This window comes from Streptomyces sp. Go-475 (assembly GCF_003330845.1).
GTDB lineage: Bacteria > Actinomycetota > Actinomycetes > Streptomycetales > Streptomycetaceae > Streptomyces.
Genome location: NZ_CP026121.1, coordinates 6472370 through 6485481, shown reverse-complemented (window position 1 = coordinate 6485481; position 13112 = coordinate 6472370). Strand labels below are relative to the sequence as shown.

The 13112-nt window shown below is 70.9% G+C and carries 10 protein-coding genes; 1 reads left to right on the top strand and 9 read right to left on the bottom strand.

Annotated elements, in window-relative coordinates:
* Positions 1-59 precede the first annotated feature (59 nt).
* From C1703_RS29820 to C1703_RS29805, 4 genes are all read right to left on the bottom strand, one after another.
* Positions 60-743 carry a response regulator transcription factor gene (locus C1703_RS29820; protein ID WP_114255723.1) on the bottom strand — a complete coding sequence of 228 codons (684 nt, stop codon included), beginning with the start codon at positions 741-743 and terminating at the stop codon, positions 60-62.
* On the bottom strand, positions 740-1891 hold the full coding sequence (locus C1703_RS29815; RefSeq protein ID WP_114255722.1) for a histidine kinase: 1152 nt from the start codon (positions 1889-1891) through the stop codon (positions 740-742). The genes C1703_RS29820 and C1703_RS29815 overlap by 4 nt, the downstream gene beginning before the upstream one ends.
* Positions 1888-2412: a DUF1453 domain-containing protein gene (locus tag C1703_RS29810; protein ID WP_114255721.1), complete on the bottom strand. Its 525-nt coding sequence runs from the start codon at positions 2410-2412 to the stop codon at positions 1888-1890. Before C1703_RS29810 ends, C1703_RS29815 begins: the two co-directional genes overlap by 4 nt.
* Positions 2413-2869: 457 nt before the next feature.
* Positions 2870-4993 (bottom strand): DNA topoisomerase IV subunit B, encoded by a 2124-nt coding sequence (locus C1703_RS29805; protein ID WP_114255720.1) that lies wholly within the window; start codon positions 4991-4993, stop codon positions 2870-2872.
* Positions 4994-5435: 442 nt separating this feature from the next.
* Here C1703_RS29805 and C1703_RS29800 point away from each other — a divergent pair, with 442 nt between their 5' ends.
* Complete coding sequence (locus C1703_RS29800) at positions 5436-5666, top strand: hypothetical protein (protein ID WP_031116896.1); 231 nt, start codon at positions 5436-5438, stop codon at positions 5664-5666.
* Between the two features lie 132 nt (positions 5667-5798).
* Here the strand turns inward: C1703_RS29800 and C1703_RS29795 are convergent, their stop codons facing one another.
* The 5 genes from C1703_RS29795 to C1703_RS29775 form a co-directional block, all read right to left on the bottom strand.
* Entirely contained in the window at positions 5799-6635 is an 837-nt protein-coding gene (locus tag C1703_RS29795; RefSeq protein ID WP_114255719.1) for a serine protease, read from the bottom strand.
* Positions 6636-6771: 136 nt separating this feature from the next.
* The gene (locus C1703_RS29790) at positions 6772-8310 is read right to left on the bottom strand and encodes an RNA polymerase sigma factor (protein ID WP_114257651.1); all 1539 of its coding nucleotides are present in this window, start codon (positions 8308-8310) and stop codon (positions 6772-6774) included.
* 466 nt (positions 8311-8776) lie between these two features.
* Positions 8777-9664 (bottom strand): FCD domain-containing protein, encoded by an 888-nt coding sequence (locus C1703_RS29785; RefSeq protein ID WP_114255718.1) that lies wholly within the window; start codon positions 9662-9664, stop codon positions 8777-8779.
* A 161-nt stretch (positions 9665-9825) separates the two neighbouring features.
* Positions 9826-12204: an ATP-binding cassette domain-containing protein gene (locus C1703_RS29780; protein WP_114255717.1), complete on the bottom strand. Its 2379-nt coding sequence runs from the start codon at positions 12202-12204 to the stop codon at positions 9826-9828.
* Positions 12205-12344: 140 nt separating this feature from the next.
* Positions 12345-13103, bottom strand: coding sequence for an NUDIX hydrolase (locus tag C1703_RS29775; protein WP_114255716.1), 759 nt, complete (start codon positions 13101-13103; stop codon positions 12345-12347).
* Between the last annotated feature and the right edge of the window lie 9 nt (positions 13104-13112).

Genomic DNA, 13112 nt, shown 5'->3' with positions numbered 1-13112 from the left:
GGACAGAACGGGAAGATCCCCGACTCTTCTTCCCCTCCCTCTTCACCCCATCAGGTGACTCACCCCGCTGGTGGCCGCACCAGCCCCTGCACATACGCGTAACGCACCGCCTGCGCACGGTCCTTGAGCCCCGTCTTGGTGAACATGTTGTTGATGTGCGTCTTCACGGTCGCGGTGGAGACATGCAGCCTCCGGGCGATCTCCTGGTTGCTGAGCCCCTCGGCGATGAGGACCAGCACCTCCGTCTCCCGCGCGGTGAGCCCGTCCGGCGCCTCCCGGGGCGCGGCCGGTCTGTGGTCGTCCTCCGTCAGGCGCTCCAGGAGCCGTCTCTGAATGCCCGGCGAGAGTCCCGCGTCCCCGGACAGCACGCTGTGCACCGCCCGCACGATGTCCTCTCCGCCCGCGTCCTTGGTGAGATAGCCGCGTGCCCCCGCGGCCAGCGCCGGGAACAGCGAGTCGTCGTCGGCGAACGTCGTGAGCACCACGACCTGCGTCCCGGGGTGCTCCGCGCGGATCCTGCGGGTCGCTTCCACGCCGTCGCAGCGGGGCATGCGCAGGTCCATCAGCACCACGTCCGGGGCGACTTCGCCGACCAGCCGCACCGCCTCCTCCCCGTCTCCTGCGGCCCCGACGACCTCGATCCCGGGCAGCAGGCCGAGCAGCATCACGATGCCCTCCCGCACCACCGTCTGGTCGTCCGCGACCACCACCCGAGCGGTTTTCCGCTCGGCCTCCTCGGTCATACCGGCACCTTCAACGTCACCACGAACCCCTCCTCGCCCGGCCCCGCCTCGAGCGAGCCGCCCAGCAGCTCGGCACGCTCCCGCATGCCGAGCAGACCGTACCCGGCTCCCGTCCCGGTCAGCTCGCCCGGCGAGCCGCCCGAGTCCCTTACGTCCAGGGTCACTTCATGCGGGCGGTAGTCGAGCCGAAGGCGCACCTTGGCGCCCGGGGCGTGCTTGCGGGCGTTCGTCAGAGCCTCCTGGGCTGCTCTGCGCACGGTCTGCGAGGCCTCGGCCGGCAGTGTCCTGCGTTCACCCGTGATGGTGATCTCCGCGCCGTCGGACGTACCCACCAGCTGGTTCAGGAAGTCCTCCAGCGGGGTCAGCTCGCCGCGCAGGGCGGAGAGCGCCTGGCGAGTCTCGGCGAGCCCGCCGCGCGCCATCTCCCGTGCCGCCACCACTCGTTCGAGGATCTGCTCCCGTTCCCCGCCGCGCTCGATGAGCAGCCGGGCCGCCTCCAGGTGCACGAGCTGGGCCGAGAGGCTGTGGGCGAGCACGTCGTGGATCTCCCGGGCTATGCGGGCCCGCTCCGCGAGCGCCGCCGTCTCCGCCTCGGCCGCCCGCGCGACCCGCTCCTGGGCGAGCAGCCGCTGGGCGCTGCCACGCGCTTCGGCGTCGAGGCGCAGTGTGTAGCCGGCCAGGGCGAGGCCGACGCCGGTCACCACGGTCGTCAGGGGGTCGCTGTCATTGACGGCCCCGTACGAACCGAGTGCCAGACCCGCCGCGGTGAGGGCGATGGCGGGTGGCAGCCGCTCCAGTGCCGAAACGGCGCAGCCGCACCATATGACGAGGGCCGCCACCTCGAACCCCGACAGCTGCGCCGCGACGGCGACGCCTTGGAGCAGCGCGAGCGACGCCAGCGACGGCCACAGCCGGTGCTGGAGCGTGGTCCGGAAGAACGCCCAGGCGAGCAGTGCCGCAAGGAGCACTCCTCCGGCCCCGGCAACCGCCTTCCAGCCGCCCACCCGGCTGTCGGCGAGAGTGCCCCACAGCAGCACGCCGAGGACCAGGGTCCGCACCGTCCAGGCCAGCAGGCACCGCGAGCGGGAGAGCCCCTCACGGCCCAGCGCCTCCCGGGAAGGCCAGCGTGTCCAGACGGTGTCCTTCACACGCGCTCCTTCCCCGCGGGCCGGGTCGTGCTGTCACCGTACGCTCGGCTCGGTATCGCGTCAGCGCGCAGGGACTGGGCTCGCCAGGCCAGGATTCCGGACCGGACGAGCAGGGTGCCGGCGAGCCCCAGCAGCAGGGCGGAGCTGTCGTGGTGGACGCCGGCGGCCGCGCCGAGGGCGAAGAGGCCGGCGCGCAGTCCGATGCCGACGGCCCAGACGGCGGCGCTCGCCTTGCTGCTCCGGCACCAGAGGGAGCCGTCCGGTTCCGACCAGATGCGGGTGGTCCAGGCCCAGCCGGCGCCGGTGGCCAGGCCGACGAGCAGTTCGGCGCCGAGCAGCAGCGCCGAGGCAGTGGGGTGCTGGGAATCGAGTATGCCCGGCTCGCGCAGCGCGACAGCGGTCAGGATGGCGGGCAGGAGCCACCAGCGGCGCTCCCCGTCTATCCGGTCGGCGCGGAACTGCCGGGCGATCACCAGGACGGCCACGGTCACGATCACCAACGCGTCGACGAGCCCGGACATCACAGCCTCCGTGGGCGAGGAAGAGGGAGTGCCGGCAGCGGGTGCTGCCGACGCCTTCGACGCTACGGAAATTGCCAGGTCACAGGATCGGAGCCCGGGTGGATCATGGGTGGAGTCCCGACGGGCGCGTCTCCACCCAGAGGTGGAGACGCGGTCCGGGGGCAGCCGAAGCCGACGCGTGTTCCGGCGCTGACAGACCAGGGCGTCGAGGAAACGGCCGGCGGAGGCGGCGCGACTCCCCGGCGCCCGACTCCCCGGCGTTCTCGCCCAGCCCAGCGGCAACGCCTCACACGGACATCGCCGTGCCGCTCCTGATCGAGAGCGGCACGGCGATGTCCACGAGACGGCAGACGGGGCAGCACGGGCAGGCGGCGCAGTTCACGCCGTGGCCCCGGCCCCACCCGACCGTGGCAGGCTGAGACCAGTCACCGACGCCCCAGCCCGCCCGGCGCAGCCGCTACGCGTCGATGCGGGACCGGTCCAGCGTCGCCGCGGAGTTCGAGATGAACTCCTTGCGCGGAGCGACGTCGTTGCCCATCAGCAGATCGAAGACCTGCTCGGCCGCTTCCAGGTCGGAGAGGTTGATCCGGCGCAGGGTGCGGTGGCGCGGGTCCATGGTCGTCTCGGCCAGCTGGTCGGCGTCCATCTCACCGAGACCCTTGTAGCGCTGGATCGAGTCCTTGTAGCGGATGCCCTTGGTCTGGAACTCCATGAGCTTGTCGCGCAGTTCCCGGTCCGAGTACGTGTAGACGTACTTGTCCTGGCCCTTCTTGGGCTGGACGATCTCGATCCGGTGCAGGGGCGGCACTGCGGCGAAGACCCGGCCGGCCTCGACCATGGGCCGCATGTAGCGGTGGAACAGGGTCAGCAGCAGGGTGCGGATGTGCGAGCCGTCGACGTCGGCGTCGGTCATCATGATGATCTTGCCGTAGCGGGCCGTGTCGATGTCGAAGGTCCGGCCCGAGCCGGCTCCTATGACCTGGATGATCGCGCCGCACTCGGCGTTCTTCAGCATGTCGGTCACGGACGACTTCTGGACGTTGAGGATCTTGCCCCGGATCGGCAGCAGCGCCTGGAACTCGGAGTTCCGGGCGAGCTTCGCCGTACCGAGCGCGGAGTCGCCCTCGACGATGAACAGCTCGCTGCGGTCGACGTCGTCGCTGCGGCAGTCGGCGAGCTTGGCCGGCAGCGAGGAGGACTCCAGGGCCGTCTTGCGGCGCTGCGCGTCCTTGTGCTGCCGGGCGGCGATGCGCGTCCGGGCGGCGGCGACGGCCTTCTCCATCACGACCCGGGCCTGCTGGGCGGCGTCCCGCTTCGTGGAGGTCAGGAACGCCTTCAGCTCCTTGCTGATCACGTTGTTCACGATGCGGCGGGCCGCCGAGGTCCCCAGGACCTCCTTGGTCTGGCCTTCGAACTGGGGCTCGGCCAGGCGCACGGTGACGACCGCGGTCAGGCCCTCCAGGGCGTCGTCCTTGACGATGTCGTCCTCGGCGACGCGCAGGAGCTTCTTGGCCCGCAGCACCTCGTTCATCGTGCTGGTCACGGCCTGCTCGAAGCCGGCCACGTGGGTGCCGCCCTTGGGGGTGGCGATGATGTTCACGAACGACCTCAGGGTCGTGTCGTACCCCGTGCCCCACCGCAGCGCGACGTCGACGTCGAGCTCGCGGGTGACCTGGGTGGGTGTCATCTGACCGTGCTCGTCCAGGACCGGGACGGTCTCTCTGAACGTGCCCTGACCGGAGAAGCGGAGGACGTCGCAGACCGGCTTGTCACTGGCCAGGTACTCGCAGAACTCGCTGATCCCGCCATCGAAGCGGAAGGACTCCTCGCCCTTGCTGCCGCCCTCGCCGAGCCCGTACTCGTCGCGCACGACGATGGTCAGGCCGGGCACCAGGAACGCGGTCTGGCGGGCGCGCTGGTGCAGCGTCTCCAGGGAGAGCTTGGCGTCCTTGAGGAAGATCTGGCGGTCGGCCCAGTAGCGCACGCGCGTGCCGGTGCGGGTCTTGGGGATCTTCTTGGCCTTGCGCAGGCCGCTCTTGGCCTCGAACTTGGCGTCCGGGCCGGTCGCGGCGAAGGCGCCGGGGACGCCGCGCCGGAAGCTGATCGCGTGGGTGTGCCCGCCGCGGTCCACCTCGACGTCGAGGCGGGCGGACAGGGCGTTCACCACGGAGGCGCCGACGCCGTGCAGACCGCCGGAGGCGGCGTACGAGCCGCCGCCGAACTTGCCGCCGGCGTGCAGCTTGGTCATGACGACCTCGACGCCGGAGAGGCCGGTCTTGGGCTCGACGTCGACCGGGATGCCCCGGCCGTTGTCCCGGACCTCGACCGAGCCGTCGTCGTGGAGAATGACCTCGATGTGATCGCAGTAACCGCCGAGGGCCTCGTCGACGGAATTGTCGATGATCTCCCAGAGGCAGTGCGACAGACCGCGGCTGTCGGTCGACCCGATGTACATGCCCGGGCGCTTCCGCACGGCCTCGAGCCCCTCGAGGACGAGCAGGTGCCGCGCGGTGTAGTTGGAACCGTCCCGGTCTGCTCCTGCCAGCAGAGCTGTGGACGGCACGGACGTCTCGGCGGTCACGCGGTTCGCTCCTCGCTGAATTTCAGATGGGGCCCTCTTGGGTAAGGGCGCGACTTCAGTCACCGGTGAGAGGGTACCGAGGCCTGGTAGAGCCGCTGTAACGCCACCCTCGTCGGAAACTCACACTAGTCCAGACTCGCATGCATGTTCGATACCTCGATGGAGTGAAGTACACATCACGTTCCCTTCCAGGCATGAACCATTTAGGCTCCGGGCACGTCCTCATGAACAACCGGCAACCCAGCCGGGAGGACCGACCACCGATACAACGCGAAGCCCCGTAAGACACATAGACACGCAATACGGCACATTCGCCGCCAACCGGCAGCAGACAGCCGCCTCGCAAAGATTTTTTCGAGGAGAAGCCACGAGCGGGAACGTTTTGGGGCTGGTTGGATGTTGACCCTGGTACGACAGCTCGTCGAGCTAGAGAAGAGGCGACGTGACTACTGTTCTGACCCCTGCGAGCCAGTTGACGGCCGCTGATCGCTGCGACCGCTGCGGCGCCCAGGCGTACCTGCGCGTCGTCCTGCTCAGCGGCGGAGAGCTGCTCTTCTGTGCCCACCACGGGCGCAAGTTCGAGCCGGAACTCAAGAAGATCGCCGCTGAGATACAGGACGAGACGGAGCGGCTCACGGCCGTTCCCGCGACCGCCTCCGAAGAAGAGCGCTGACACCTCGCGTCCGACGACGAGCCAGCCGGCACAGGCCGGTGAACGGGCGGCTGCCTCTGTTCCGAGAGGCAGCCGCCCGTCCTCGTCCCCACAAGCCCTCAGCGGGCCCGCCGTACGCCCGGCCCCGCGTCCTCACACCCGCGTCCAGCCGAGCGTCCGCATGATGTCGGACACCCGCATGTACACCCCGGGACTGCCGGCCCGTCCGCAGCCCGTCCCCCAGGAGACGAGTCCGATCAACCGCCCCTGGGCCACCAGCGGCCCACCGCTGTCGCCCTGGCAGGCATCCCGGCCTCCCTCCGTCTCCCCGGCGCACAGCATGCTCCTGGCGTCGTAGGTGCCGTCGGTACCCCCCGGGTACGCGTCCTCGCAGAGCGCGTCGGGGAGCACGCGCACGCGTGCCGCCCGCAGGCCGCCGGGGTACTCGCCGGCGCCCGAGATGTCGCCCCAGCCGTACACCGTCGCGGTCCCGCCCACTTCGTACGCGGGATCACCATCGGCCGCCATGCCGATCACCGAGCCGGCCGGAAGAGGTTCGGCCAGGGTCAGTACGGCGAAGTCCCCGAAGTTGCTGACACCGTCGTACGCCGGGTTCACCCAGCTCTCTCGCACGGCGATCTCCTGACCGCCGCGATCCGAGAGCAGGTCCGTGCGCCCCGCTATGACCTTGAGATCACGGACCCGCTCCGGGGGCCCGCCCAGGACGTCTTCGTCCAGGCAGTGGGCCGCGGTGAGCACAGTGCTGCGGCCGACCGCCACGCCGCCGCAGAACTGCCCCGCGCGCGTACCTCCGAACCGGTCACGACTGGACAGGGCCACCGTCCACGGGCTCTCCGACGCGTCGACGGGGAATCCGCCTATGACCACGCTGTCGGCGGCCACAGGCGCGGCAGAACCCATGGATACGGCGGATGCCGCGGCTACCAGGACCAGTGACCGGGCCAGGGCTCGGGCTAGGCGACGACGCATACGCACTCCTCACTCCGTGGGGTCGGTGAGACACCCAGGGTGATCCACCCGGAGACACCCCGCACCTGCGGAGAGGCGGCAGCACGAAGGCCCGGTCCCCTCGGGGAACCGGGCCTTCCGCGTCGTACGACCTCGACTAGTCGAGGTAGTCGCGCAGCACCTGCGAACGCGACGGGTGGCGCAGCTTCGACATGGTCTTGGACTCGATCTGGCGGATGCGCTCGCGCGTGACGCCGTACACCTTGCCGATCTCGTCGAGGGTCTTCGGCTGACCGTCGGTGAGACCGAAGCGCATCGAGACGACGCCCGCCTCGCGCTCGGACAGGGTGTCCAGGACGGAGTGCAGCTGCTCCTGGAGGAGCGTGAAGCTGACCGCGTCGGCCGGGACGACCGCCTCGGAGTCCTCGATGAGGTCACCGAACTCGCTGTCGCCGTCCTCGCCGAGCGGGGTGTGCAGCGAGATGGGCTCGCGGCCGTACTTCTGGACCTCGATGACCTTCTCCGGGGTCATGTCGAGCTCCTTGGCCAGCTCCTCCGGGGTGGGCTCGCGGCCCAGGTCCTGGAGCATCTGGCGCTGCACGCGCGCGAGCTTGTTGATGACCTCGACCATGTGCACCGGAATACGGATGGTGCGGGCCTGGTCGGCCATGGCGCGGGTGATCGCCTGACGGATCCACCAGGTGGCGTACGTGGAGAACTTGTAGCCCTTGGTGTAGTCGAACTTCTCGACCGCGCGGATCAGACCGAGGTTGCCCTCCTGGATCAGGTCCAGGAAGAGCATGCCGCGGCCGGTGTAGCGCTTGGCCAGGGAGACCACCAGACGGAGGTTGGCCTCCAGCAGGTGGTTCTTGGCGCGGCGGCCGTCCTCGGCGATGATCTCCAGCTCGCGCTTCAGCTTGGGCGCCAGCTTGTCGGCGTTGGCCAGCTTGTCCTCGGCGAACAGGCCCGCCTCGATGCGCTTGGCGAGCTCGACCTCCTGCTCGGCGTTGAGCAGGGGGACCTTGCCGATCTGCTTGAGGTAGTCCTTGACCGGGTCCGCGGTGGCACCGGCGGCGGCGACCTGCTGCGCGGGCGCGTCGTCCTCGTCCTCGTCGGACAGCACGAAGCCCGCGGCCTCGGTGCCCTCGGGCTCCTCGCCGGCCTTGCCGGGGGCTGCTTCCTCGAGCACCTCCTCCTCGAGGAGCTCGACGTCGTCCTTCTTGGCGCTGGTCTTCTTGGCCGCCGTCTTCTTGGCGACGGTCTTCTTCGCGGCCGCCTTCTTGGCGGTCGTCTTCTTGGCGGCCGCCTTCTTGGCGGGCGCCTCTTCCTCGACGGCGGGCTCGGCGGCGGGCGCCGCCGACGTGGCGGTGGCGGTGGCCTTCCTGGTGGTCACCGCCTTGGCCGCGACCGTCTTGGTGGCGGTGCGCTTGGCGGGACTCTTCGCTGCGACGCTCTTTCGGGTGCGCTTGGGCTCTGCGGCACTGACCATCAGCGTCACACCCTCTTCCTCGAGGATCTGGTTGAGGCTGCGCAGTACGTTCTTCCACTGAGTGGCCGGAATCTGGTCAGCTTCGAAGGCCCGACGCACGTCATCGCCGGCGATCTGCCCCTCAGCCTTTCCCCGCTCAATGAGCGCCATGACAGAGACGGACTCGGCGATCTCCGGCGGGAGCGTACGGGATGTGCTGGCCGACACGAACAACCTCTCGGAACGTTGGAAAACGGCTTCCGGCACCGTCCACGGGGGACAGGAGCCGACCGCCGGCTTGGGGATGGGCCGACGGCGCGGGCGGGGGCCGGGAAGATGCACAGCGCCATGAACGGCGTCCGTATTCCCTCCGCGGCTGTCACCTCTTAGGTCATCGCGTTCTTCCCGCGAGCGTTACGCCCAATCTGCGTGGCCCGAGTCACACCCCGTAAGCGAATAAAAACGGTCAGACGCGGGCAGAGGCGGTCACCTCTGTTACGACCGGCCGCTCCGGTGGATCCACGACGCGCGCGTGGCGCCCCGCACCGCACCAGGGCGGCCACGACCCGTTCGCGCCGTCGGACCCCGCGGGATCACCGAAGATCCCGCGGGGTCCGACGGGAGGCGGTTCACCGATCGGGCACTGCCACAGGAGGGGGGTGGCACACCCGGCCGCGCCGCCCGCGGAACGCGGTCAGTGCTCGCGCGGGGCGGGCACCACCCGTTCCACCTCGGGGTGGACCGTGAGGAGTTGCCGCATCGCCGCCTCGGCCGCGGCGCCGTCACCGGCGGCGAGGGCGTCACAGATGCGGCTGTGGTGCGCCAGCGACGTCTCGTTCGGCCGGTCACAGCCCGTGACCGGGCCGCCCGAGACCTGGAGGGCCGCGGACACGATCCCGGAGAGGTGCTCCAGCATGCGGTTGCCCGCGATCTGAATGAGCAGCGAGTGGAACTCGGAGTCGGCGCGGGAGAAGGTGAGCGCGTCACCCTGGGCCATGGCGTGCCCCATGATCTCGACCATGTCCATGAGGCGCTGCTGGACGTCCTCGCGCCCGTGCCCGGCGGCGAGGCGGGCGGCGAGCGGCTCGATCGTCCAGCGCAGCTCGCTCAGCTCGCGGCGCTGGTCGTCCCGCTGTGGCCCGAAGGCCCGCCACTCGATGATGTCCGGGTCGAGGAGGTTCCAGTCGCTGACGGGACGCACGCGCGTGCCGACGTTCGGGCGGGCGCTCACCAGGCCCTTGGCTTCCAGGACGCGGAGCGACTCGCGGACGACGGTGCGGGAGACCTCGAAGCGCTGGCCGATCTCCTCGGGCACCAGTGGGCGGTCGGCGCCCAGGTCTCCGGAGACGATCATCTGACCGAGTTGCTGGACGAGTTGGCCGTGCAGTCCGCGTCCGCGGCTGCCCGCGGCTCGTCGGCCCACACGGCCGAGCTCCGGGTCCGCGCCGTCCCAGGCAGGGGCCCCTACACGGTCGACGGCGGGCGCCTCGGCGTAGGGGTAGCGGTCGAGTTCGCCCGGGTTCGCGAGGCCGGAGTCAGCGGAGCGGGCGGCGGTCATCATGGTGTGCGCAAGGGTACTCACGCATCCTTTGTCGGCGCCGTCTCCAACTCCCTTGAGGTCTTTGGTGAAAAGCACACGAAAGGGTGATCGCTCACCCCGTCGCAATTGACGCCTTATCGGAAAGAAATGGGCGTTCTGCGGGGAGTTGTGCGCATGGCCGGACGAAGCGTTACGGACAGTCGTCACCGGAATCTGCTCCGCATCGTCGTGAGCAGATACGCGCAGAGCAGAGCGGTCAGCGACAACGTCAGTGCGCCGCCGACCGGTTGGGAGATCACCCTGAGCGCGGTCTCCACGTAACGCTCTCCCCCGAAGGGCCACCGCGGCAGGAGAGCCTCTCGCAGCCGCGTCGGAAGCCCGGCCGCGGTCCGTACGGACGGTCCGTCCAGGAGCCGGTGCACGACGGGTACGACGAGGAGGGGTACGGCGGCCACCGCGGCCAGCCCGGCCGTGGTGGACCGGAAGACCCCTGCGGCCAGTACGCCCGCCCAGGCGCAGCCGACCACGAGCCCGAGCCAGTTCGCACTCAGCGCGATCCAGTCGGCGGGAACCTGGGCGAGTTCCCGTCCGTAGACGAGGTAGAGCACTTCGGCGTCGCAACCGACGGTGAGGACCGCCAGCACCAGCGCGGTGACCGATGCGACGAGCAGTTTCGCGGCGAGCAGCCCCAGCCGGCGGGGCACGGTGCCGCGGTCCGCCGCCAGGGCGGGGTGGCGGAATTCGTCGCCGAAGGCCAGCGCGCCGAGCAGTCCCGCGCCGAGCGCCGCGGGCGGCAGAGGCAGTTCCCGTGGCCACGCGGCCAGCAGGCGTGGCTGCGGGGTGTGCCCGATACGGGCGAGCACGACGGCGGTCACGGCGGACACGACGAGCACGACGGCCCCGGTGAGGAAGCCGGTGCCGATCCCGGCGGCACGGCGGATCTCGTAGCGGAGGGGGCGCAGAGGGCTGGGGGCGGGGCGGACGGAGATGGGGGGCGGCAGAGGAGGCAGAGCGTCGAGCGTGCGGGCCGTGCGGACGGGGGCGGGGTGGAGCGCACGGGGCGGTGAGGGCGAGGCCGTCGCCTTCTGCGGCGAGGCTGCGGCGTTGCCCGGGTCGTCGGCCATGAGGACGTCGGAGCACTCGTGCGGTTCGGTGGAGGGCTGCGCCTGACCGGAAGAGGGTGACGACTTGTCGGAGGCCCGGCCCTGGGTGTCCTTGGTGGGTCGCGGCTCAAGTGTCGGTCGCGGCTCGGTGGACGCGGCCCCGGGGGTTGGGGTGGCCCGCAGGGGCGTGCCGAGGGACGGTTCCGGCTCGCCGGCCCGGGGTGCAGCGATGGCCCAGTGCGCGTCAGGGGTTCGTTCTGGCCCGACCGTGGCGTGCTCCGGCCCCACATCCGCGCGCTCCCGCTCGGCCCCGTCGCGTTCCAGACCGACACCGGGTCGCACTGGATCCCCCTCGTCATGTTCCCGACCGACCCCGTCGGGATCGCCCCCGTCACGTCCCCGACCGACTCCGGGTCGCACTGGAACACCCCCGTCACGTTCCAGACCGACACCGGCGGGTTCCGGCTCGACCCCGGCGGGTTCTGCCTTGCCGGCGGACCTTCCCCATGCACCGCCCCGGCAGCGGTCGCCCACTTCCCCCTGCGCCGCATCGACGAAGCGGCGGCCGGAACCCGGCGCACCTACCGGAGCGGCGCCCGCGCCCGGCCCCATGTCCCCGATCTCGTCGGCGAGTTGATGGACGACGATGCCGTTCCGGAACGCGGTCTCGCCGATGTCCGCGCAGGTACTGCCGTACACGGAGAGGCGGTTGCCGCCCTCTCGTACGACCTCGACGGAGCGCTGCGAGGTGCGGGCCTGCTTGGCCAGGAGAGCCGCCAGGCGGGCCGCGTGGGGGCTGCGGACGGCGACACGGGGACGCAGGCGGGTGCGGGAGAACTCGGCGGCCTCCTGGTCGGCCACGAGCCTGCCCTGCTCCAGCGTGACGACCTGGTCGGCGGTACGGGCGGCCTCCTTGGGGTCAGCTGTGGTGAACAGGACCGTGCCGCCGTGGGTTGCGTGGGCGCGGAGCATGCCGTGCAACCAGTTGGCCTCGCGGCTGGACAGCCCGTCGGCAGGGTCGTCGAGGACGAGGGTGTGCGGGTCGGCCAGGAGGGCGCAGGCGAGGCCGAGGCGGCGGTCCATGCCGCGTGAGAGGGTGCCGAGGCGTTCGTCGCGCAGGCTCACCAGGCCGACCGTCTCCAGGACTTCGTCGGCACGCCGGACCGGCACCCCCGCCGCGGCGCACAGCATGCGCAGATGCCCCCGGACGGTGCGGGCCGGGTGGCCGGGCACGTCGCCCAGCAGCACGCCGACCTCGCGCGAGGGGTGGGCGATGCGATGCAGGGGGCGGCCGCGGAAGTAGGTGACACCGCGGCCCTGTTGGAGTTCGAGCATGAGTCTGAGGACCGTCGTCTTGCCGGCGCCCGGTGCCCCCAGCAGCGCGGTGACGCGGCCCGCTCGCGCCTCGAAGGAGACGTCGTCGGCTGCGGGCGGAAGCTCTTTGCGGGGGTTGCTGGTCAGTCCGAAGGCCTGGATCACCCGAAGCAAGATAGCGTGCTATGTCCGGTTTTTCGGGCACCCCAAGGCCTATCTCGGGTACAGCGACGATGCCTTGCCGGAACTGCGGGCCGATCGCGTTCCGGACCTGGCGACGATCGCGCCCTCGCTGGGGCCGCCGGTCACACCTCGGGGCGCAGCATCGGGGGGTTGAGCAGAGTCGCGCCACCGGCACGGAAGAGCTGCGCCGGGCGGCCGCCCTGGCGTGTGGTCGTCCCACCGGTGGGGACGAGGAAGCCCGGGGTGCCCGTGACCTTGCGATGGAAGTTGCGCGGGTCGAGCGCCACGCCCCAGACCGCCTCGTAGACGCGGCGCAGCTCTCCGACGGTGAACTCGGGCGGGCAGAAGGCGGTGGCCAGCGACGAGTACTCGATCTTGGAACGAGCGCGCTCCACGCCGTCGGCCAGGATCTGCGCGTGGTCGAAGGCGAGCGGCGCGACCGGCTCGGCGTCCCGCCCGTAGCCGCCCTGCTGCAGCAGTTCCTCGACGGGGGCCCAGCGCGCGTTGCTGGCGTCGCCGCCCGCCTTGGGCGCGGGCAGGTCGGGAGCGAGGGCGAGGTGGGCGACACTGACGACCCGCATCCTGGGGTCCCGCTTGGGGTCGCCGTAGGTGGCGAGCTGCTCCAGATGTGCGCCGTTGTCCTGCGCGGGGACGGACGGGTCGTGGACCCGCAGTCCGGTCTCCTCGGCCAGCTCGCGTGCCGCGGCCTGCGCCAAGTCCTCATCGGCCCGTACGAAGCCGCCGGGGAGCGCCCAGCGCCCCTGGAACGGCGGTTCCCCCCTGCGTACCGCCAGCGCGCACAGGGCATGGCGGCGCACGGTCAGCACGACCAGGTCCACGGTGACGGCGAAGGGCGGAAAGGCTGACGGGTCGTAGGGCATGCCGCGATC